Origin of the sequence: Novosphingobium acidiphilum DSM 19966 (assembly GCF_000429005.1) — a bacterium.
In the GTDB taxonomy this organism is placed as follows: Bacteria; Pseudomonadota; Alphaproteobacteria; order Sphingomonadales; family Sphingomonadaceae; genus Novosphingobium; species Novosphingobium acidiphilum.
In genome coordinates this window covers 22,677-43,679 of the sequence record NZ_AUBA01000024.1, presented here as the reverse complement: position 1 = coordinate 43,679, position 21,003 = coordinate 22,677, and the positions used below count along the sequence as shown (strand labels likewise).

The 21,003-nt window shown below is 63.4% G+C and carries 22 protein-coding genes; 19 read left to right on the top strand and 3 right to left on the bottom strand.

What is annotated here, in order from left to right; genetic code table 11:
- On the bottom strand, positions 1–565 hold a 565-nt coding region (locus G404_RS0116235), incomplete at its 3' end, for an IS1380 family transposase (RefSeq protein WP_028642001.1).
- Between the two features lie 26 nt (positions 566–591).
- Between G404_RS0116235 and G404_RS19510 the strand changes: the two genes are divergently transcribed.
- From G404_RS19510 to G404_RS0116180, 12 genes are all read left to right on the top strand, one after another.
- Entirely contained in the window at positions 592–3,387 is a 2,796-nt protein-coding gene (locus G404_RS19510; RefSeq protein ID WP_051280889.1) for a strawberry notch family protein, read from the top strand.
- Positions 3,368–3,754 carry a growth inhibitor PemK gene (locus G404_RS20460; RefSeq protein ID WP_156906350.1) on the top strand — a complete coding sequence of 129 codons (387 nt, stop codon included), beginning with the start codon at positions 3,368–3,370 and terminating at the stop codon, positions 3,752–3,754. The genes G404_RS19510 and G404_RS20460 overlap by 20 nt, the downstream gene beginning before the upstream one ends.
- A 155-nt stretch (positions 3,755–3,909) precedes the next feature.
- Positions 3,910–6,069, top strand: a complete 2,160-nt coding sequence (locus G404_RS19505) for a ParB/RepB/Spo0J family partition protein (RefSeq protein ID WP_084601425.1) — start codon at positions 3,910–3,912, stop codon at positions 6,067–6,069.
- 87 nt (positions 6,070–6,156) lie between these two features.
- Positions 6,157–7,176 (top strand): hypothetical protein, encoded by a 1,020-nt coding sequence (locus G404_RS19970; protein WP_156906349.1) that lies wholly within the window; start codon positions 6,157–6,159, stop codon positions 7,174–7,176.
- A 234-nt stretch (positions 7,177–7,410) separates the two neighbouring features.
- Positions 7,411–8,316, top strand: coding sequence for an ArdC family protein (locus G404_RS0116210; RefSeq protein WP_028641999.1), 906 nt, complete (start codon positions 7,411–7,413; stop codon positions 8,314–8,316).
- A gap of 42 nt (positions 8,317–8,358) precedes the next feature.
- Entirely contained in the window at positions 8,359–8,787 is a 429-nt protein-coding gene (locus tag G404_RS19495; RefSeq protein ID WP_156906348.1) for a hypothetical protein, read from the top strand.
- A gap of 120 nt (positions 8,788–8,907) precedes the next feature.
- The gene (locus G404_RS20455; RefSeq protein WP_156906347.1) at positions 8,908–9,123 is read left to right on the top strand and encodes a hypothetical protein; all 216 of its coding nucleotides are present in this window, start codon (positions 8,908–8,910) and stop codon (positions 9,121–9,123) included.
- 58 nt (positions 9,124–9,181) lie between these two features.
- The gene (locus tag G404_RS19490) at positions 9,182–9,535 is read left to right on the top strand and encodes a DUF5983 family protein (RefSeq protein ID WP_036521780.1); all 354 of its coding nucleotides are present in this window, start codon (positions 9,182–9,184) and stop codon (positions 9,533–9,535) included.
- A gap of 97 nt (positions 9,536–9,632) precedes the next feature.
- Entirely contained in the window at positions 9,633–10,001 is a 369-nt protein-coding gene (locus G404_RS0116195; RefSeq protein WP_028641998.1) for a hypothetical protein, read from the top strand.
- Positions 10,002–10,009: 8 nt separating this feature from the next.
- Positions 10,010–10,255 (top strand): hypothetical protein, encoded by a 246-nt coding sequence (locus tag G404_RS0116190; protein ID WP_245584567.1) that lies wholly within the window; start codon positions 10,010–10,012, stop codon positions 10,253–10,255.
- Positions 10,256–10,278: 23 nt separating this feature from the next.
- Entirely contained in the window at positions 10,279–10,638 is a 360-nt protein-coding gene (locus tag G404_RS0116185; RefSeq protein WP_028641996.1) for a DUF3768 domain-containing protein, read from the top strand.
- Positions 10,638–10,919, top strand: coding sequence for a hypothetical protein (locus G404_RS0116180; RefSeq protein WP_028641995.1), 282 nt, complete (start codon positions 10,638–10,640; stop codon positions 10,917–10,919). The genes G404_RS0116185 and G404_RS0116180 overlap by 1 nt, the downstream gene beginning before the upstream one ends.
- A 43-nt stretch (positions 10,920–10,962) precedes the next feature.
- On the opposite strand, the gene G404_RS19485 is transcribed toward G404_RS0116180, so the two are convergent.
- Positions 10,963–12,186: a DUF1173 family protein gene (locus G404_RS19485; RefSeq protein ID WP_169719727.1), complete on the bottom strand. Its 1,224-nt coding sequence runs from the start codon at positions 12,184–12,186 to the stop codon at positions 10,963–10,965.
- A 442-nt stretch (positions 12,187–12,628) separates the two neighbouring features.
- Here G404_RS19485 and G404_RS0116170 point away from each other — a divergent pair, with 442 nt between their 5' ends.
- Positions 12,629–13,939, top strand: a complete 1,311-nt coding sequence (locus tag G404_RS0116170; RefSeq protein WP_028641994.1) for a CHC2 zinc finger domain-containing protein — start codon at positions 12,629–12,631, stop codon at positions 13,937–13,939.
- Between the two features lie 50 nt (positions 13,940–13,989).
- On the opposite strand, the gene G404_RS20450 is transcribed toward G404_RS0116170, so the two are convergent.
- Complete coding sequence (locus G404_RS20450) at positions 13,990–14,211, bottom strand: hypothetical protein (RefSeq protein WP_156906344.1); 222 nt, start codon at positions 14,209–14,211, stop codon at positions 13,990–13,992.
- Here G404_RS20450 and G404_RS20445 point away from each other — a divergent pair.
- The 6 genes from G404_RS20445 to G404_RS0116140 all read left to right on the top strand — a co-directional run bounded on the left by G404_RS20445 (position 14,210) and on the right by G404_RS0116140 (position 20,927).
- Entirely contained in the window at positions 14,210–14,365 is a 156-nt protein-coding gene (locus G404_RS20445) for a hypothetical protein (RefSeq protein ID WP_156906343.1), read from the top strand. The two genes, G404_RS20450 and G404_RS20445, sit on opposite strands and share 2 nt — an antisense overlap.
- A 716-nt stretch (positions 14,366–15,081) precedes the next feature.
- Positions 15,082–15,597 (top strand): DUF736 domain-containing protein, encoded by a 516-nt coding sequence (locus G404_RS19480; protein WP_084601423.1) that lies wholly within the window; start codon positions 15,082–15,084, stop codon positions 15,595–15,597.
- Positions 15,598–15,702: 105 nt separating this feature from the next.
- Complete coding sequence (locus G404_RS0116155; protein ID WP_028641993.1) at positions 15,703–16,677, top strand: DUF2493 domain-containing protein; 975 nt, start codon at positions 15,703–15,705, stop codon at positions 16,675–16,677.
- A gap of 711 nt (positions 16,678–17,388) precedes the next feature.
- A complete protein-coding gene (locus G404_RS19965; protein WP_156906342.1) occupies positions 17,389–17,907 on the top strand; it encodes a hypothetical protein in 519 nt (172 codons plus the stop codon).
- 803 nt (positions 17,908–18,710) lie between these two features.
- Positions 18,711–19,088 (top strand): single-stranded DNA-binding protein, encoded by a 378-nt coding sequence (locus G404_RS19470; RefSeq protein WP_084601422.1) that lies wholly within the window; start codon positions 18,711–18,713, stop codon positions 19,086–19,088.
- A gap of 1,116 nt (positions 19,089–20,204) precedes the next feature.
- Complete coding sequence (locus tag G404_RS0116140) at positions 20,205–20,927, top strand: hypothetical protein (protein ID WP_028641992.1); 723 nt, start codon at positions 20,205–20,207, stop codon at positions 20,925–20,927.
- The last annotated feature ends 76 nt before the right edge of the window (positions 20,928–21,003 follow it).

The following is a 21,003-nucleotide window of genomic DNA, read 5'->3' as shown; positions in this document are numbered from 1 at the left end:
CGAACAACGGGTGATAGCAGGTGCAGCCGAAGTGGCCGTTGTAGGCGGTGCCTTCCTGCTCGCCATGCGTGGGACTGACGCTGCTGTCCATGTCGAGCACCACGACATTGGCCGGGCGGCGGGCATGCACCACGTCGATCCACCGGCCCGACAGATCGGCGAGCGCCGTGACATTGGCTTCTTTGGCCAGAACCTCGGTCTCGAACCGCCCCATCTGACTGGTCGAGGCAGCCTGTCCCATCACGGCCTGCCCACCCACGATCCAGCGCATCGCCGGGTCAGCGCCGAGCCGGTCGGCGTCGTTGACGTCCTCGTAGCCTGCGAGCCGCCCGAAGACTGATTGCCGGAACTGCGCCATCAGGCTGTGCCTGCCATTCCGACCCGTCCTGCTGTCAGTCAATATCTCCCCGGCCATCCCTGTCAGGCCCAGCGCGTCATCAAGTTCGCGAAAGGCCAGCAAGCCGGCATCCGACGTGATCCGCGATCCGTGAAACTCCAATCTCAGGCGGCGGTCAAAATCGACCCGCAAATCACCCGTTTCCGTTTCACCCGCCGGGTGCGTCATAAAATCAGCCCTCAAGACCGCCCATCATGCTGATATTGCTACACTATACCACCGAAATTGCCAGATTTTTCCATTCCAATCTGGGAAATGTGGGTTCAGAGAATTCGGCGCTGATCGCCGATGCGGTACGCGACTGGGAAGCGCTGGGCGGCATGGCGATCGACATCGTGCCGCTGGGCAAATTCAGGCCCGAGACCAAAATCGCACTGACATCCGGCATCCTGTTTGCGAGCTATGCCACCTTGCGCAGCGCCGCAGGCGGCAAGAGCCGTCTCCAGCAGATCGTCGAATGGTGTGGAGCGGATTATGACGGACTGATCGTGTTCGATGAAGCCCACGGGATGGGTGGCATTGCCGCAGGACAAGGGCGAACAGGCGATGTCCGGTTCGGGCCCGGCAAGGCCTCGCAACAGGGGCTCGCAGGAGTGGAATTGCAGAACCGGTTGCCGCGGGCACGGATTGTCTATGCCTCTGCTACAGGTGCCACGGACATCGGCAACCTTGCCTATGCCACACGGCTTGGGCTGTGGGGTGAGGGGACACAGTTTCCTGATCGGACGAGCTTTATCGAACGCATCCGGGCAGGCGGTATAGCCGCGCTCGAACTGGTTGCCCGCGAGCTCAAGTGCATGGGCGTCTATTGCGCCCGCTCGCTGTCCTATGCCGGCGTCGAATACGACGTGCTCGAACACAAGCTGACACCCGGACAGATCGCCGACTTCGACGCCTATTCGCAAGGCTGGTCGATCATATTCCGGCACATGGAAGCAGCGCTTGCCGCCGCCGGTGTGGTCGATCCGCTTGAGGGCAAGACGCTGAATGGTCAGGCGCTGGCCGCTGCACGCAGCCGCTTTGCCAGTGCGGTGCAGCGGTTTTTCGCACAGCTTTTGCTCTCGATGAAGCTGCCGAGCCTGCTGCCCGCCATACAGCAGGCGCTCGATCAAAGTATGTCGGCGGTGATCCAGCTGGTCTCGACATCGGAAGCCCTGCTCGATCGCCGTCTTGCCGATCTCGATGCCGAGGACCGGGCCGAACTGGCGATCGACCTTTCGCCGCGTCAGGCCATGCTGACCTATCTGCAGCACGCCTTTCCCACCCGTGCGATGGAATCATATTTTGAAGAGGACGGCACCGAGCGTTCACGCCCGATGCTCGATGTCGACGGTAATCCCGTGCTGTGCCCTCTGGCCTGCCGCATGCGCGACGAGATGATCGAAATGCTCGCCGCGCTGCCGCCGATCGTGCCCGCGCTCGATGGCATCATCGGCCATTTTGGCGCAGACGCCGTGGCCGAAGTGACCGGGCGCACGAAACGCCTGCTGACGCTGCCCGATGGTTCGCAAAAACTGCAAGCGCGTTCGGCCTCTGCTGGCGTGGCGGATGCAAACCTGTTCATGGCGGGCAAGAAGCGCATTCTGGTGTTTTCCGATGCGGGCGGCACCGGGCGCTCGTATCATGCGAGCCTGGCCGCAGCCAACCAGCAGCGCCGGGTGCATTTCCTGCTGGAGCCTGGCTGGCGCGCGGACAAGGCGATCCAGGGGCTCGGCCGCACCAACCGCACCCATCAGGCCAGTGCGCCGATCTTCCGACCCGTCACGACCGATTGCCGCGGTGAACGACGCTTTATCTCGACAATTGCACGCCGCCTCGATGCGCTCGGTGCCCTCACACGCGGGCAGCGCCAGACCGGCGGCCAAAACCTGTTCAACCCCGCCGACAGTCTGGAAAGCACATATGCCCAGGAAGCGCTCGGCCAATGGTTCCGCCTGCTCCATGCCGGCAAACTGACCTCGATCGGCTTCACCTCTTTCTGCGAGCTTTCCGGCCTCAAGCTCGAACACGAGGGCGAACTGGTCGACGCCCTTCCGCCGATCCAGCGCTGGCTCAACCGCATCCTCGCCCTGCCGATTGCCATCCAGAACGCCATCTTCGATGAATTCATGGGGCTGGTCGAAGCCCGCATCGAGGCCGCAAGGAAGGCGGGCACATACGATGCCGGCGTCGAAACCCTGCTGGCTGACAAGCTGACCGTGATCGAGGAGCGTGAATGCCTGCGCGACAAGAACGGTGCTGTCACCAGCCTGCTGACGATCGAGGCGCAATGGGCCCCGAAGATCACCACCCTTGCCGACATCACCGCGCGCCTGACCCGTGCGGCAGGCCGCGCGCGCATGATGCGCAACGCGCGCTCGGGCAAGCTGGCGCTGTTTGTTCCTGACCGGCCTTGGCTGGATGAGGATGGGCATCCCATGCCGGTATGGAAAGTCCACCGGCAGGGCCGGAGCGGCTACGTGACGCAAGGCGATCTCGATGAATCGCACTGGGCCGATATCGATGCGGCAACGTTCGAGGCGCAATGGCAGGCCGAAGCCGACGATGCGGCCGCGCATCCTGCGGTGGAGCGCTTCTACCTTGCCACCGGGCGGTTGTTGCCGATATGGAATCTGCTCGGTGATGATGCACAAGTGCGCCGGCTGATCACCCAGGACGGCAGGTCCTATCTGGGCCGGATCGTACCGACCGATGCCGTCAACGATCTCCTGGCCAGGCTCGGGCTCGACGGTGCCATCGCCCTTTCTGCATCCGACATCATCGGCGCGGCTCTGGCGGGCAAGGTCGTGCCGATCGATGCCGCGCGCGGGCTTTCGCTCAAGCGGGCCCGGGTCAACGGCGAGCAGCGGCTCGAAGTGATCGGCTTTGATCCGCGCGGGCTTGCCAGCTGGAAGGCGCGCGGCGCCTATACGGAGGTGATCCAGTTCCAGACACGGTTGTTCCTGCCCGTGCAGGTGGCCGATCAGGTGATTGCCGAGATCGCGGCTTAATGCGGCCAGGCGCGGACAGATCGATGGCTCAAAGGACCGCCCTTGTGCAGTCATTGTTGCCGTTACCGAAACCGATGGCCGTAAGCGGGCGCTTGTCTGTGCGATCACGCACAGCGAACCACAGTTGCACGAAGGCGTTGAAATTCCTGCGGCGATCAAACGGCATCTGGGCCTCGACAGTGACCGGTCATGGATCATTCTGTCCGAGTTCAACGAAATCGACTGGACTGATCCCGGGATTATTCCGGCAAGGCCGAATCAATGGGTATACGGCTTTGTGCCAGCCCCGTTTGCAGAGAAACTGCGTGACCTTGCGCGGACAAAAATCATGGAAGCACGAGCGACAATCACAAGGCGTAAACCATGAACGATTCGGCCATGCCCAACCCGAAGCTGTCCCATGGCTGCCCCGCGCGGCCTTCGTCCGCGCGATAAAAGGGAAGGGGGCAGGGAGGGGGTGAGACCCCCTGGGAGTTGAAGCTCTCTTGATCCGGGTCTCGCGCGAAAATGCGAGTAACGATCATGACCACGAACACCCTGACCGGCACCAGCACAATCCCCTATGCCAAACTCACTCTGTCCGAGACCAATGTCCGCAAGACAAATGGCGACACCGGCATCGCTGCGCTGGCCGCCTCGATCGCCGAGCACGGCCTGATCCAGCCCCTCATCGTCAGTGCCGCCACGCCGAAGAAGACCAAATACGCCGTCCACGCCGGTGGCCGCCGCTGGCGCGCGATCGGCATGCTGATCGAAGCCGGCACGCTGCCGAAAGATTACGCGGTCGAAGTCAGGATCGTCGACAGCGAGGCAGCGGCCGCGCGCGAGATCAGCCTTGCGGAAAACCTGCTGCGAGAAAACATGACGCCCGCAGATGAGGCCTCGGCCTATCGTGACATTGTGGCGAGCGGTGCAAGCGCTGAAGATGTCGCGCGACGCTTCGGGGTGACGGTGCGCCATGTCCATGGCCGGCTGCGGCTTGCCGATCTGGCAGCGCCGATCTTTGCGGCATTGTCGGATGGCGCGATCACGCTCGATGTGGCGATGGCCTATGGCTCGGTCAGCGACCATGCCTGCCAGATCGCCGCATGGGAGCGCCTGTCGACCAGTTGGCAGGGCGACAACCCCCAGGCCATTCGCCGGGCGATCAACGCAGAAAGCCTGTCGGCCTCCGATCCGGTTGCGCTGCTGGTGGGCGAGGCGGACTATCTCGCCGCCGGCGGGCGCATCGAGCGCGATCTGTTTGCAGGCGAAGGGGCAGGAACCTGGCTCGATGTCGCGCTGGCGCAAAACCTTGCCATGCAAAAACTGACTTTCGAGGCTGAAGTGGCGCAGCTTGCGACAAAGCTGGGCTGGGTCAAGCCGCTGCTGACGACCCGTGTGTCCTATGACGATACCAGGGACCTGTCGGGATACTATCCCGACTATGCGCAGCCGACCGGCGAAGCAGCGGACCGGATCGTGCAGATCGAGGACCGGATCGATGCGATCGATGATGCCGTGCAGGACATGGAAGACGCCGGCATCGAAGACGATGAGACCGGCACCGCCTACGATGCGCTGTGCGACGAGCGCGAGGCGCTGAGCATCGAATTGACCAGGATCGCCAAGGCGTCGCCGATCATCCCTGATGAGGTGCTGCCGACGCTGGGGACGTTCATGATCCTCTCGCCGGACGGTAAACCGGTGCTGCTCGACAGCTATTACGCGCCCGCCAAGCCTGCGCGCAGCGGGCAGGGTAAAAGCTCGCAGACAGACACGGCAGAGGCCGGACAGGATGATGCTGCGCAGGGCGATGGTGCTGACGGGCATGCGGCTTTGCCGCGCAGCCTTGAGGAACAACTGGCCAAAGACCGGCGGGATATTCTGGCGCTCCATGTCGCGCACAACCCCGCGCTCGCGCTCGATCTGGCGATCTTCAGTCTGGCGCGCGATCATGCCGGCCACTGGGGCTATAACGACACCGGCTGTTCAATCCGCATCACCGACCGCGCAGAACCCGCAGGATTGAGGGATATTCCGGCCAGCACAGCCGCGGACGATGTGGCGGCGCTGCGTGGCGCATTGCCCGATGACTGGACGCAGGACGATGACAGCTTTGCGAGCTTCCTCGCTTTCCGCGCGCTCGACGAAGAGACACGGGCGGCATGGCTGGCCTATGCCGTCAGCCAAAGCCTCAAGGCCAGCCTTGCCAGTGGCAGCTTTGCTAACGGTTTCCAGAGCCAGCTTGGTGCGATGCTCGGGATCGATACGTGCCAGCACTGGCGGCCTGGCGCCGAGCGGTTCTTTGACCGGCTCAAGAAGAGCCAGATCCTCACCGTACTCGGCCATATCGATCCGGCCATGCCTGGACGCTACGCCACGGCGAAGAAGGGCGAACTGGCGAGCGCGGCAACCAAGCTGTGCGCAGGCGAAGCAATTGTTGAACCGGCGATCAAGCAGCGCGCGCTCACCTGGGTGCCCGATGTCATGGCATTTGGCGATACCGGTCATGATGTCAGCAGCGACATCGATACCGACACCGCCAACGATACGCCCGATCCGGCAATCACCGAAGCCGACGACAACGCCGAAGGCGAGGCAATCGCGGACGAGGATGACGTGGATTACGACCGGGGTGCCTGGCAGACGGTCAAAGCTGACGCTGATGCAGCAGGGAGCGATCTCGCACAAGCCGCCTGATCATCGCACACCGCCCCCCAAATCTCACACGAACAGCCCGGTGCCCCCTCTTGCGGTGCCGGGCTTTCGATCTTTCAGGAACGCGCCATGCCCACTCTCGTTCAAACTGCGTCAACCGCCGCATCCGAAGCCCTCATTGCGATGGCAACCGATTGCGACCTCAGCGCTGCCCAGCAAGAACACATTGATCATCTGGTCACAAAGGCCGCAGCCGGTGCGTGGTTCCGTGCCTATGAACCCGAACGCGATGCCCTCAGCCTCAAGCAAGGCAATGCCATCGCCCGGATCATCCTCGATGCCCATGCCGACGGACAAGACACCGACGCTGCGCTCATCCAGTCCTGCCTGCTGCCCCGTTATGACGTATGGAGCGTTGCACTCGAACTCGCCCGCGAGATCCTCCACCGCCACGATGACGCGCTCGAGGACCTGACGCGGGCCGATTATGCCGATCTCACGGTGACGCTTGCCGAGCGGATCGAACCCGCGCTGATCGCGGCCGATCCCTCGCGCCCTGCCGATGCGCTCTCCAGCTACGACCGCGCCGAAATCGTCTTCGTGCTGTCACCCAGGGGCAAGCACGCGCTCGATGCCAGCATCACCAGTCACAAGCCGTGGCCGGAATTTGCCGAACTCTACGTGACAGAGGATCTCGCCCATGCCCTAGCGGCCATGGGCTACACGCTGGGGCAGTACCGCAAGGCAAGCAACAATGGCCATGCCACCGAAATCCCGCGCGGCCGCTGCCGGATCCCCAGGCCCGACTTTCCCCGCCGCTCCGCTCCGCTCTGCAGCTGGGACGCGATCCGCGAGATCGTCGACAATGCCTGCTCGTCCAATTTCCTTTTCGTCCTCTACGCTATGGTGCCGATCGCCCAGCTGATCGATCTCGATCCCTCCGGGCCCCTGACCTTCAGCAAGGCGGCGCTGGCCAGCTGGGACCCCTGGAATGGCACGTTTCACGATGCCGTGTCGGTGCCGGATGTTACGGTTACCCCGAAGATGGGAACGCTGATGTCGGCCGCAGGTTGGCATTCGCCGGACAGCATCTGCGGTTTCGTTCATCGGTATTACGAAGCGGACATCCGGCAAGCCGTTCCCGCCTGACGCGGTCGCTCATCGGGCGATTGCCTGGGTGGGGAAGGGCCGACGGTTTGGGGCTTTCAACAACCCTTCCCCACGGATTTCCTAACGCTGCACGTGGCCGCTGTCAGCCCCTTTTTGCGAGCCTCCTTTTTTGCGAGCAACGCGCGCGATCGCGCGCGTCCCTTACAGGATCGGGAGGGAAGGGGGACGCAGGAGGAGCGAGCGAGTGGCTCGCCCAAAGAGGAGCATATCCCCATGTCCCAGCGTCACGACATTTACAGCACTGTCACCGCCCAGATCATCGCCGCCATCGAAGCCGGTGCAGGCGACTGGAAGATGTGCTGGCACCATAACGGTGCGCCGATCATGCGTCCGACCAGTGCCGCCGGCAGGCGCTATAGCGGCATAAACCGCCTCGTGCTGTGGGCCACGGCCGACGCGCTTGGCTATGCCTCGGGCACCTGGGCCACATATCAGCAGTGGAAGGAGCATGGGGCCCAGGTCCGCAAGGGTGAAAGCGGCACCCATGTCATCCTCTGGAAAAAGATCGAACGCCAGGACGGCGCAGACGTCGCTGACAGCGGTGAAGGCGAGGGCAAGGCGCGGTTTTTTGCGCGCGGCTTCGTCGTCTTCAACCGGGACCAGGTGGATGGGAGCGCCGGGGACGCGATCAAGGAGGTGGCGCCCGTCACCACCGAAATCGGCGACGCGCTGCGCTTTCTCGAAAGCATCGGCGTGCCGGTCGAATATGGCCTGCACGACGCCTATTTTCGGCCGGACCTCGACAAGATCTTCATGCCCGAGCGCTCAGCGTTCGACAGCGATCTCGATCTGGTCAGCACATTGGCCCATGAATCCTGCCATGCCTGCGGGACACCTGGTCGTCTCGATCGCGACAGCTTGCGCGACTACCACAAGGATCGCAAGGCGAGGCAGCACGAAGAATTGGTCGCCGAGCTCGGCGCCAGTTTCCTGATGGCCGACCTTGGTCTCGCCTATACCCCGCGCCCCGATCACGCGGCGTACCTGGCGAGCTGGCTCAACGCCTTGAAGTCCGACACGCGTGCCATCTTCACCGCCGCTGCACAGGCGCAGGCCGCGGCCGACTGGATCCATGCGAACGCCGGCGTTGCGGCTGCACCGCTCGCCATTGCCGCCTGAGGTGGTTCCATGACCAGGTCCATTCTTCCCGCTTACGCCGGCGTGATCGCGCTCGAGCGCGGTGCACCCGGCCTGTGGCCTGCAGCCTATGATGTGCTGATAGCGCGCGTTGTGCGCGAAGTGGCCACAGCGTTCGAAAGCTTCGATACCGTTCCGCACTGGCGCGGGCGCGCCGGCGGCGCGCTCCTGCGCAATGCCTATGCCGATATTGGTGTGACGCTGGCAGGGGAGCAGGCCTTGATCTGGATGGCCCTGCGCGCCGATCGAGAATTCTGCATCCGCGCCATCCGGCCTGACCTGCGACCTTCAGCAGTGAACTGGCTTGCAGGAGCCAGCGGACGCTTCGACAGCGTGCTGACGCAACTGGGCTGCGCGCCTGCGTACCACCTCTTGCCGGGCACCCCCGCGTCCACTGCCTTTGCAAGCCATGTGGCAACGCCGGCCGCGCCAAGGCTGCCGCTGGCCGCCTGACATGCATCGGGATCGATCCGCCAAGGCGGCACCCTGTCGGGCCTCGCGTGGCGGATCCACTGGCGCATGATGCTGCGCCATGGGCCGAACGGTCGTTAAGTCTTCGGAGTGGATCCCGTCATGTCCAAAATCACGCGGCCACAGGCCGAAGCGCTGTTGCGTCTCTTCTCCCGCAACGATCCGAAACCGGCGCATGCCCGCAATCTGACAGCCTGGTGGCGACGCTACATTGCATTGCGGCGAACTGTCGTGCGCGCATCGTTCGATGACTGCATCCTCGTCCCATGGTCGGGTATGTGGATCGGCATAGAAAAGGACGGGTATGCGCATTCGTAGACTGTCGGGTCAACCGGGGCGAACAGCGGCATTGACTTGCCTGCGCGCATTGCCGAGCATGGAAGAGGGGCACGGCTTTGCCAAAACATGCCGACAGTCGATCGTAATTCATCCAAACCAACATAAGGAACGCTGCGTGATCGAAACCATGCTCACGCTGTCGACAGCGCATTTACGCCGTAGCACATGCGATGCCTGGCTCGCCGGCGACACGCTCGTGGCATTTGCCAAAGGCGATCAGGGTTGGTTCGTGCCGGTGCCCGATGCCAACGTTGCCGACATACCGGACGACCTGGCTGAATGTTTTGCGCTGGCGCGCGCCAACCGCTGCGACTGGGTGATGTTCGACGGCGACACATCGCCACTGTCGATCCTGCCCGTCTATGACGCAGCACTGCCCGCCGACATTTGAGGGCACCGACCCAATTGGCGGCCACGGCGCACATGGCCGATCAAAGAGGAGCGGGAAGGGTGAGGGATGAGCAATTTGCTCATCTGGAGATTGTCCCGTGCTCACCGACACCGACCGTTTCGCGTTTACCACGCGCCGGATCCATTCCTTTAGCTCCACCGGCAACGCCTACGATGCAACGCAGTGCGACGAGAGCATCCGCTCCGGCGACACACTGCTGATCCTTGACGAACGCGTTGTCGCGATCGCCTACACTTGGCCGTTTGCGGTCACGCGCCAGAGCGGCAATCTGCACCGCATCCAGCCCAGGCCTGACGACACGCTCGCACAAATGGCTGACGGATTTTCGATTGCCGTCGACGACATCCTCGATGCCTGCCAGCTGGCCACCGCGCTCGGCTTTGACATCGATCCCGCGATCGCGGCGCACCTCCCGACCCCGCCCCGCGCAAAGGCCATCCCATGACAACCCGCATGCTCATGCTCGACGGCATCACCATGCCCACAATCGAACGCCTCAACCGCGCGCGCACCATTGCAATCGCCCGCTACGAGGAAGACGGTTGCTTCGACCGCTTTGGGTATTTGCGCGATCTCGCGCGCGACCATGGCGTCGACCTCGCCGCGCTGATCCAGCTGGCCGACCTGCTTGGGGCCGACGAGGACTTCGATGGCCTGGTCACGAGCGTTGAAGACGGCCTGCTGCCGCCATCTGCCTGAACCGCAGCACGAAGGAATGTATCATGGCGACGCAACCAAACGTCCCCCAAACAGAAATCATCGCCCGTCTCAATGACCGCGCCCGGCTCGGCCTCGATCGCACCGCGCGCGTCGTATTCACCCGCTCGTGTCTGGCTGCCTTCGGCGATCCTGACGGCATCGAGCGTGTGCTGATCCAGGCCGCGCTCGTGAAGGCCATGCGCACCTCCACGTTCAGCAAAGACAGCCCGGAGCGGGATCTTGGCATCATGGATGTCCGCGGGACGGTCGTTTGGGTGAAGATTGACTGCTTCGATCGGAATCTCGAATTCGGATCGGACGATCCTGCCGACCCCAGCGTGACCACACGCGTCCTGACCGTGATGCTGCCGAGCGACTGGTGATGGCCGAACGCACGCTGCTCGATTGGATGGTGTCGCCGCGCAAGCCATGTTGGCGCGGCGGCACGTCGCTATGCGGCATCGCTGACGGATATGTCCCGCCCGAAAACGGCGATCTTCAGTGGTTCGCGCATGACTGGCGCGATCATCGCCAGGGCGGCCGCTGGTTCCGTTTCCACGCGTGCGAGCGGATCTGGCGATGCCTCGATCCGTTCCATACGACCGACATCAATGCCCACCCCGACACCCCGCCTGCGATCGACCGCCACGGTCGGCTTGTCTGATCGCCGTCGCTAAATAAACCTGGATGCGCACTCCACAGCAGCGTTATGCGCCGTGCCCCGAAATGGCGGTGGAAGGCAGGCTTGTGCCGGGCACCCATTCGGCATGGGCCACCCCCGGCACGGTCATAACCAGCGCGCGGGCCGCGTCGTAATCCTCCTCCCCTGTGGCACAGTGCACATGCACAGCGCAGGGCGGCAAAGTGTCTTTCAGCAACAGGCTCGCAATCGGCACATCGCGCGACAGATCGACGCGCATGCCCTTCACGAAGTGCCGCTGCTCATGGACCGCCTGATTGACCAGCCCAAATTCCGCGGCGGATTCATACGGGAGCCATGTTTCGGTCACCGGCATCAAGGCGACCTCGCAGATATCGGCATAGCCTGCCTTGTTGAGAGCAAAGCTCGCAGCGATGATCAGCCGACCCTTGTCGCCATGGGCATCCCACAGGGCCAGTTCCACTTCAAAGCGCTTGTAAAAACGGGTGGTCATTTCGGGATCGAGCGACAACGACCAATTGCCCAGATGGCGCAGGACAATCCGCTCGCCGCGCATGCCGGGCTTGATTTCCTTGACCTCGCCGATGACGATCATCATCGCGTCGCGCGACATGCGCACCGGGCCAAGCGTCTCGTGCTGGCGCCGGGCAATCGCATCCTTTTCGCGATCGGACCAGCGTTCCGGGATGAACAGGCGGTGCGCCAGGTTGTCACGCTTGGCTACGCAGCCATCGGCCGCCTTGAGCAGCTCGCGCCGCACGACAAACCAGTCGCGCTTGCCCGCCATCCTGGGATGCCAGCGCGTCAATTGCGCCTGATCCCACAGGACGTGCAAGAGTCCCCGCATCGACAGTTTCTGGCCATTGGACTTGAGCGAGGGCTTGTCGGATGTGAGTGCCTCGGGCGCAGCCCGCGCAGGCCCGCGCTTGAGCGGAAAACCGAGCGACAGCTCGGTGATACCGTCTTCGCCTTCCTTAACCGCACGGCCTTCAACCGCACCCAGGCCATTCAATTCGCGCGGGGCATCAAAATGATCGCACTCCGGATCATGGAGCGCTCCCGTGCCCGGCATGCGGGCAAGGACAAGCGAGCCATTGCGCCGGGCGATGTAGAGCGGCAACGCAACATCAGTACGGCATTGACACAATGGCCGCACTTTGGCGGCATACGCGCGCTCCAGATCGGCATCGTAAGAGGTGTCGCCCGGTGAAACAAACCGCGCTGGCTCCGTCGGACCCAGTGCCTTGTCTTCGATCTGGTAAGTTGCCACGGGCAGGCCTCACTTCCGGTGCGACCGCCAAAACGCTGGATCGCACGCGCAAATAAATGCCCGTTTTTGGCGCTTCGCGCAACATATTGTGTCTAGTGGGCCATCGGCAAATATTTGAGTCAGCAACCGCCTGCGTATGGGACTATCTGTTTTCAGTCTGATTGCAGGAGACTGGTTAAATCATCTCCGAACGCCGAAAAGTATACTGGGCACATCTCGCACCTGACCGGTGGTCATTGTGTGTGTGATGACGCTTTGAAATTGAATCCAAAATCCTCCTCAAACCAATCTGCGAGCGACGCATCATCTATTATGCGGCAATTGATTTAGTCCGCAAGCCGTTCGGCGTTTTTACGCCTTCGCGGCTCGAAATATTGCGATAAATGTTGACTTTCTTGCCAGCTTTTGGGATATTTTTTGAGCAATTTCGTGAGTTTGCACCATGAATGCCCACACTGGTGAATCGGGAGATCCCCGTACTGCTGTTCATAGCGTCGCGGGCGCGCGTCCGGCGTCGCCGCCGCGCGGGATCCGACGCCCGGTTCACGAGCGCATCGATGCCGTCAAGCAACGCATCACCATCACGGCCGTCGTCGGCCGCGTGGTCAAACTGCGCCGCGCCGGCCGCGAGTACACCGCCTGCTGTCCCTTCCACACCGAAAATACGCCCAGCTTTACCGTCGTTGAAGACAAGGGCTTCGCCCATTGCTTCGGATGCGGTTGGCACGGCGACATCATCCGTTTCGTGATGGAATATCACAACACCAGCTTCAACGAAGCGCTGACTATGCTGGAGAGCAACGCCAGCCTCGAAGCAAGCTCTGCAAGCACGCGCGCCCGGTCTGCCAAACCCGCTGCGACAAACTCCTGCATCGATAGCGCTTCGGCAGCCCGTATCATCTGGCGCGAAGCCGGTGGCGCACACGAGACACCGGTCGAGGCTTGGCTAAAATCGCGGGGCATCAATCCGGCCGCCACCGCTGCCCTGTCGGTCCTCCAGTTCCATCCGCGTTGCCCGATCAACCTCTGGCCCGCCGATACCGATCACCGTCGCATAACCCGCACCGCCCCCGCGATGATCGCCCCCATCATCGCGGTGAGCGGGCAGCGCGGTGATCGCAAGCTGACTTTGCAAGGGATCCACATCACCTATCTGTCAGCTGACGGCCGCACCAAGGCCGATCTCGGCCAGGCTGCGGCCAGGCGCATTTGGGGCAACCTTGCCCACGGCGCTGTGCTGATCCCGGGCAAACTCTTCGACCCATGGGATAATGTTCCTGCGCAAATCATCCGCCACCTCGATGCGCCAGGTCCATGCGCCGTTGGGGAAGGAATTGAATCCGCGCTCAGCTTTGCTGCGCGCCTCTCCAATCCGCGCCTGATCTGCGCAACGCTCAGTCTTGGCAACCTCGAAGGGTCGCAGGAGCCTATTGTCGTGGACGATCGCAGCGCAATCCCGCTGTGGCGCTCAGGCCCCAGCGCGCATGGTACGCCCTTCCTCTTCGATCAGCCCGGTGACGTTGCGATCGGCGTCGACAATGACATGAAACCCACCGCACCGATCTGGGTCCAGGAAGCCAAAGGCGCACCGCTTATCAAGCGTGCGTTATCGGGTGAAGAACGTGCCCAGCGCTGTGCCACGCTGAGCGCGGCGCGTTGGCGCAGCGTCGGCGCAAGCACCGTCGATGCCATGCTGCCGCCCGCGGGATGCGATTTCAATGACCTCGATCAGAAGACGGACGGCAAATCCTGAGGCGCCGGCTACAAGTCCCTGCCGGAGCCATTGCCAATTGGATCATGTCATCAAACATGGGTGAACGTCTCTCCGGTGGCGTCGCCGATTGATGCCCCTGGGCGATGCAGCCAACTCTGCGCGCCAGGTCGCTTTGCGACCTTCAAACGCAAAACCGGCCCTGCCGGGCCTGCGGTTTCCACTTCGCGGACCCTCCGCTTTTGAATTTGCACGCGTTGGCAGACCGCCCCTTCCGGGAGCATCAGCAACACCATCCGAAAGGCTTCAACCATGCAAACTCTTTTCGCCACCGCCCTCGACCTGATCGCTCGCCTGGACCGCGATCGCCGTCTGCCCGCCGCCATCGATGCCGCATACCGTCGCGCCGAAATCGCACAGCGCAACGCCGACCAGCTGGTCCTCCCGATCGAGTTCGCCCAGCACTGACACCAACACCTGACCGTCCGGCTCATTGCCAGGCGGTCAGGTCTGGCAGACCACGATGCAGAGCGGGCGCCGCCCGCGCGTTCTTTGTCATATGGGAGTTGCAGAGCGGACTTGCAGCCCGCGCGTCCCCACGCGGCGCGCGCGCTCGCGCAAGCGCTCACCACACGCGCCGAAAAGCCCTGCCGGTCGAGGACGCCCGGCAGGGCGGCCATCTCGCACCCGCCTGTCCATCGCCCCCTACGCGCCGTCTCAGGATCCTCGCGTTGCACAGCGGTTTCAGCAGGCAAGGAGTTGCGTCGGGCAAGTTGCGCTAAGCCGCGCAGCCCCGTCCGGCTTTTCGTCCGCCAAGCGGACGGCCGGGGCTGCGGGGCCCAGCTCCACTAACCCTCCCGTGCCTCTTGCCTGCCAAGAGCCCCCCGTGCGCCTCAGGACCTGCGACGGCGGCTCCGGAGGTGATGGACAGGCTCCCGGAACCTCGTGCTCGATGGCCCGGAGTGGATCCGGCCCCTGGTCGGGGCCGGGCGATGGTCTGGCCCCGCGCTACCGCGCGGTATTTTGTGCTCCGGCTCACCAGAGATGATCGGGTTTTGTGTCAAGAAATCATTGCGTTAGACCGTAGAGGCAGGGGGCGTTATTAAGTAATCACCGGGGCGGAGACGCCGCACCGTCCCTAACCGGGGGTTCCGGGTAGGGTTCTAGACTTGGGCACCGCCCTAATGGAGTATATTTTCATGAATATTGGATATCTGAATGCAACCGGAAACGGTGGCTTTGTTGGCAGGATCGAAACGCTTGCCTTCCGTAATGTTGTCGGCTTGCGTCCGTTTCAGTCACGCACCAACAACCCCAATGCGCCCAAATTCGACATCATGGCGCGCGCCGCAGACGGTCGCACCTGGGTCAAGATTGGTGCAGCGTTCGAGCAGGCCAGCAAGGCAACCGGCGTGGTGTTCTATCAGGGCACCATTGACGACCCCAGCTTGACCGGCCCGATGAATGTGGCGTTTTTCGACGACGACCAAGGCGGGTATAACATCGCATGGACCCGCAAGCGTCCGCGCCGCGCGTTCGATCAATCCCAGGCACTGCCCGACGATACCGGCACCAATGGGGGCGATGGACTCGGAGACAGCACCGCAGACGATGCCGCCTTTCTGAACGGGGCAACCGCTCCCAAGGGCAAGCGCGGCAAGCCAACCGACGAAGGCAACCCGTTCGCAGCGGCAGCCTGACAATGAAAGAGCCGGGGGGGATGCAGCCTCCCCGGCTCCCATCATGGATATCGGATAGCCCGACGCTAAACCATTCCGGGCACCAAAGCCAAGAGGCAAAACACCATGGCAAACTTTGACAGCTTTGCAGACTTCGCCAGTCATTACGCAGAATTGACCAGCGCCGAAGCCTTCCCCGCAGCCTTTCGCGCAGAGATCGGCACCGCGCAGCTTTCCATTGCCGACGAACCCACCAGTGAGGACATGCCCGACGAGGAGGCCGCCCGCGCATGTGTCGAGCAAATGACCGGCGACCTGTTCGCGCTCTTTGCCGAAACCCGCCTTGCGCCGCTTGCCCCCCGCATCGCTTGGGGCATCGTCAATTCACTGCACAAAGTCGCCCAGCAGCTCGCCCGCGAGGAAGACGACGCCGCGCGCGACCTTGGCGAACTGGCCCGCATCAATGACCCGTCAGAAATCCACGCCTACGATCTGGAGGACAAGCAGCGCCGTTGCCAATCGTTGCACGAAGCAATCGCCGCCATCGAATGTATGCGGGACCACGCCGCCGAAGTGTACCGCGTCAACACCGGCAAGCCGTGGATGGCCACCAGCGGCAGCCGCACAAGCCGCGTGCTGACCGCATCGCAGATCGAGGCGCGCGACTATCTGGCAGCCCGCAAGGCCGAACAGCGCGCGCGGCATTTGCCGACCGGCCTGCCCGTTGTGGTATCAGGCGGCAAGCATTGGTTGCACCATGAACCCATCTGGCAGCGCCTTGACGCTATCCGCGCCCGCGTGCCCAGCTTGTGGATTGCCACCACCGGACAGCGCACAGGCACCGACGCCATCGCCACCGCATGGGCGGCAAGCCGTGGCGTGCAATCGGTCCCCTTCATTCTGGAGCGCCGCCACGGCAACCGCGCAGGCTTCAAGCGCAACGAACAATTGCTTGCGCTCTGCCCCGTCGAAGCGATCATTTGCGAAGGCTCAGGATTGCAGGTTAATCTTGCGCAGACCGCCCGCGCCGCTGGCCTGCCCGTCACCATCTTTCGCAACAGCGACTTTGCCACGCAACCGCAGCGAAAGGAGGTGATCTGATCCATCTTGCCCGGCCAGCACTTCCCCCCGCTGGCCGGGCACCTTTTCCCACCACCCCCACGCAGGCCAACGGCGGCCAGGGCGCGCGGGGGCCGTCTGGCCCTCCCGGACCAGCCCCGCGCGCCGGCCGTCCTGCGGACGGCCAAAGGCTGATGAAGAATAGCAGGCGGTGGCGGAACCGGGCGCTTCGCGCCCTGTCCCGCCACCGCCTGCTATCGTGTTCTGGCCGATCGTGCTGGTGAACTTGGTCTATGAGACTCATGCTGTTGCTGTTGCTGCTGTTACTATCCTGACTTCTATCCCGACTTCTATCCCGATCGACGAAAGCTCGGACGCCCGCTGGCCGGAACATGCCCGGCCAGCGCCGCGCTCTACTCGCTAACGCCCCGGTCGCGCTTTTCAGCGCACCCACGGCGTAAGCTCCCGGAGCCCGCAAGCGGTCTCCGCCCTGCCGGGTCGCGATCGCTGGCGCGGGGCAGCGCAGGTCAAGTGGGGCCTTGCCCCACATCCCGCCCCGCCGGCTGCTCCCGCAGCCAACATCTGTATTGGGCTGTGCTGTTGTCCTCCCATTGTGGAGGCGGGCGCGACTGCCCTCAAGGATCGGTCCAGCCCATCGATTTTTTCGCTTGAGTCCGACCAGGCCCTCGCCCCTCGCGCAACGCGAAAAAATAGACAGGCAAGACCGCCCGCAGCGCGGCGGCTGCGCCGTCCTTGACCGCAGCCGCGCTCACCTCCGCCAAACGTCCCGTCATGCAAGACCACGAAATCGACACGGTGTCGCTTCGTGAACCATTTCATGCTATGGAGACCATCATGCTCGCTATCGACACCCTCGCCGAATCAGAAAAGCTTCAGGCCGCCGGCCTCGATCCGCAAGCGGCCAAAGCCGTTGTAGCGCTCGTAGCCGTCAACGATCGTGAAGCCTTCGAGACACTCGCGACGAAAGACGAGCTTCAGAGCAGCTTGGCCGAGCTTGGCACGCGCCTCGATCACAAGATCGATGCCGTAGCAGAGCGCCTCGATCGCAAGATCGATGCCGTAGCAGAGCGCCTCGATCACAAGATCGATGCCGTAGCAGAGCGCCTCGATCACAAGATCGAAATCGAGGTTGCAACACTGCGTAACGAAATCATCACCTCGCAGAACAAAATCATCCTCTGGATCGGCGGCCTCATCGTCGCCGTACCCGGCGTCTACATCGCCATCGGCAAGGCGCTCCACATCGTCTGACCACCCCCCCGGGCGGGACCGAGGCCCAGCGCTTCAGTCCCGCCCCCTGGTGCGACGATCGCATTCGCAGGGCTGCGCGGATCCTGTGGGACTGCGCCCCACATCTCGCACTGCCGCCTGCTCCCGCAGCCAACGCAACATCGGTAGCGCTCAAGTCAGGCCGCGTGCGGCACACCACGCGTTCCAGCACCAACTTGTTCTGCTCGTGCCGCGCCGCACACTGATAACAGCCCCGCGCGGCTTGATCATCACACGCCTGGTTGGCACTGGCTGCCCTCGGCGCAATGGCCCAACCCGGCCCGAAACCACCCTCCACCAGGTGGACGCTACTTGGTCCTTGGTATCGCCTATTACGAACACCTCACGGCATAGCAGCTTTGGCGGGAACCTCGATCGTCTTGCCCGATCCATGCTCGTAACCGAACCGCCACGACGAAACACCTTGCCTTTCTCCTTAGGGCGCCATCGGTCCGCTGGCCAACGCCTCCGGTTCGGGACATTCGCGGCACATGACTTCGCGCTGATACACCGCACTCGATGTTGCCACCCGGCCGTCATTTACGCCCTGGATGCGATACAAAGGTACAGCCCTTCCTGGATGGCCTCGTTGCTGTCTGACGCACGTGGGCCGCTCGGCCGACTAGTGCGGGCCGGGCGAGCATGCTCGCCCTCAAGCAGAAAACCGGCCGCAAGCGGCCTACGGTTTCCACTGTGTGGACCCTCCGTTTTTCAGCTTGCCCGCGTCGACCGGCTGCCCCCTCGAAGTGCGTCAGCATCGACACCAATCAGGAAAGGTACGCACCATGCAGAACATCGCAGAATTTCGCATCATCGGCCGGGTGGGCAAAATCACCCAGCTGGACAAGGTCAGCTTCATCGAAGTCGCCGCAAACTATCCCCGCAAGGTCAATGACCAGTGGGCCGACGACACCCATTGGAATCGTGTCACGCTGTTCGGGAAACTCCACGACCGTGCCGAAAAAATCGGGCAAGGCGATCTCGTCCACATCACCGGCCGCGTCCGCCAGAACCGGTTCGAAAAGAACGGCGAAACGCAATACACCGTCGACCTGGTCGCAGAACGGATCGGAACACTTTTCCGCAAAAACCGCGACACCAACCAGGCCGGTACCAACCACGGCTACGACGCCAACGACTTCGACGACGATATTCCCTACTGACGGGCCACGACGGGGCAGCACCAGCTGGTGCTGCCCCTCGATCCATGTTCAACCGACACAGCATGCCTCTGGCGTTCCCGCTCGCCGGTGCCCGTCCGCGTGCCGTCGCACGCGATACGGTGCCCCACCGGCTTCGCTGCGTTGCGCCTGGTCGAGAGGTTGCGAGCGCGCGATCGGAGACGGAGTGCCAAGCGCCCCGGCACGCCCTCGCCGCAGCGCGGGCCGTCGCCCGCGACTGCATCGCTCGGCGTGCCATGGGCGTCCCCGCTCGCCGGTGCCCGTCCGCGTGCCGTCGCACGCGATACGGTGCCCCACCGGCTTCGCTGCGTTGCGCCTGGTCGAGAGGTTGCGAGCGCGCGATCGGAGACGGAGTGCCAAGCGCCCCGGCACGCCCTCGCCGCAGCGCGGGCCGTCGCCCGCGACTGCATCGCTCGGTGTGCCATGGGCGTCCCCGCTCGCCGGTGCCCGTGTGCGTGGCTTCGCGCGCGACACGGTGCCCCACCGGCTTCGCTGCGTTGCGCCTGGTCGAGGGGAGATCATGCTCGCTGCCTGCCGCAGCTGCGCCGTCGCCGGCTAGCGCCGGCTCTATGTTGAATGCGTTGAACACAGGCCTACGCCAGCCTTCGCGGGACGGGCGCTCCGGCCTATGCACAACGCACGCGCCTTTGTGCCGGAACTGCCAACTTCGCGGCCGCCCCGGTGCCGGTGCACGCTGCGCGCGCACAACCCTTGAAGCGCCTTGCTCCGCTGCGCCGCCTGGCGGTGGTGTTGGCCATGCGGCCAACACCACCCGGGCAGGTCCCCTGCCCGACTGACGCGCACAGAGTTGCCGGCCCGGTGGGCCGAGCACCTTTTTGGCCGTGCCGCTGCGAACAGCGTTCCATCGGCACGGTCGACCAGGACCGACCCCCCTCTGCGAGCTCGGTCCTGCCCTTGCCCCAGACACAACATCGAGGTCCGCCCGACCCTCAAACCGACTCCCCCCTGCGAGCCATCCAGGCGCTCGAATGGTGCTTGACAGATGAGGGGGGTAAGGCCAAAAAACCATCAAATCTACTAGTACAGGATATGCCTCGCGGCGCGAATGTTGAACAAAATGAATCAAAGAACCCCAAAATGACCCGCGAACGAACCTCCAGAGTAGGCCTTCGCCTGACCGATGACCTGCGCTCAGCGCTGGAATCCGAATGCTCGCAGAGGGGAACCAGCCTTACCGCCACCGTAGTTGCCCTGTTGCGGGCTCACCTGAGGGAGAACGGGCACACCCTGGGTGAAACTCCCAAGGAGCAGAAGGCGCGGCTCGCGATAGAGGCCTACGCTTCAGTCACCCATGCCACGGGGAAAGAAGTGCGCCGGCGCGACGCAAAGGCTCTTCATGAGCATGACTATGCTGTCAAACGCCCCGCCGAGATGCGACTGGCGATAACCGTGGACGCGGCCGAGCGCCTTGCCATTCGCGCGATAGCTGCTGATCTCGGGTGCAAAGATGTCGAAGTGTGCACGTCCGTTATTCGCCGCTGGCTTGGCAGCAAACCGGAACCGGTCGGAGATGACCAGCGAAGCTTGAAGCGGATCGAGGCGCTTGCTCGCAAAGCCGGAAACAACATCAACCAGGCACAGCATGCTCTCAACGCGATCGCGCTGGCCCAGAGCCAGAACCGCCGCCAGGTCCTCGATGTCGATGCGATCCATGATATGCGCAGTGCCCTGCACACCGCCGCCCGAGAAACAGCCAGTGCCGTGGAGATGCTAGCCGGCCATTTCGTGGCCGAACGTGCGCGCTGGCACGTGCCCGATGATACCTTGATGGCGTTTGCGCGCCAATCACCGCTGGACTGATCCGTCATGTTCACCGACGCAGAAATGAAAGCGGCGTGGTTCCATTGGGATCCCACATCGCGGCCTGGCCGAAATG

Excerpts from the sequence above, each read along its gene's own strand:
- G404_RS19480 (WP_084601423.1), top strand. The coding sequence starts at position 15,082 with ATGGAGTATATTTTCATGAATATTGGATATCTGAATGCAACCGGAAAC.
- G404_RS0116210 (WP_028641999.1), top strand. The coding sequence starts at position 7,411 with ATGTCCCAGCGTCACGACATTTACAGCACTGTCACCGCCCAGATCATC.
- G404_RS0116155 (WP_028641993.1), top strand. The coding sequence starts at position 15,703 with ATGGCAAACTTTGACAGCTTTGCAGACTTCGCCAGTCATTACGCAGAA.
- G404_RS19505 (WP_084601425.1), top strand. The coding sequence starts at position 3,910 with ATGACCACGAACACCCTGACCGGCACCAGCACAATCCCCTATGCCAAA.
- G404_RS0116185 (WP_028641996.1), top strand. The coding sequence starts at position 10,279 with ATGGCGACGCAACCAAACGTCCCCCAAACAGAAATCATCGCCCGTCTC.
- G404_RS0116170 (WP_028641994.1), top strand. The coding sequence starts at position 12,629 with ATGAATGCCCACACTGGTGAATCGGGAGATCCCCGTACTGCTGTTCAT.
- G404_RS0116180 (WP_028641995.1), top strand. The coding sequence starts at position 10,638 with ATGGCCGAACGCACGCTGCTCGATTGGATGGTGTCGCCGCGCAAGCCA.
- G404_RS20450 (WP_156906344.1), bottom strand. The coding sequence starts at position 14,211 with ATGGTTGAAGCCTTTCGGATGGTGTTGCTGATGCTCCCGGAAGGGGCG.
- G404_RS0116190 (WP_245584567.1), top strand. The coding sequence starts at position 10,010 with ATGCTCATGCTCGACGGCATCACCATGCCCACAATCGAACGCCTCAAC.
- G404_RS0116140 (WP_028641992.1), top strand. The coding sequence starts at position 20,205 with ATGACCCGCGAACGAACCTCCAGAGTAGGCCTTCGCCTGACCGATGAC.
- G404_RS20455 (WP_156906347.1), top strand. The coding sequence starts at position 8,908 with ATGTCCAAAATCACGCGGCCACAGGCCGAAGCGCTGTTGCGTCTCTTC.
- G404_RS19490 (WP_036521780.1), top strand. The coding sequence starts at position 9,182 with ATGGAAGAGGGGCACGGCTTTGCCAAAACATGCCGACAGTCGATCGTA.
- G404_RS19470 (WP_084601422.1), top strand. The coding sequence starts at position 18,711 with ATGCAGAACATCGCAGAATTTCGCATCATCGGCCGGGTGGGCAAAATC.
- G404_RS20445 (WP_156906343.1), top strand. The coding sequence starts at position 14,210 with ATGCAAACTCTTTTCGCCACCGCCCTCGACCTGATCGCTCGCCTGGAC.
- G404_RS19510 (WP_051280889.1), top strand. The coding sequence starts at position 592 with ATGCTGATATTGCTACACTATACCACCGAAATTGCCAGATTTTTCCAT.
- G404_RS19970 (WP_156906349.1), top strand. The coding sequence starts at position 6,157 with ATGCCCACTCTCGTTCAAACTGCGTCAACCGCCGCATCCGAAGCCCTC.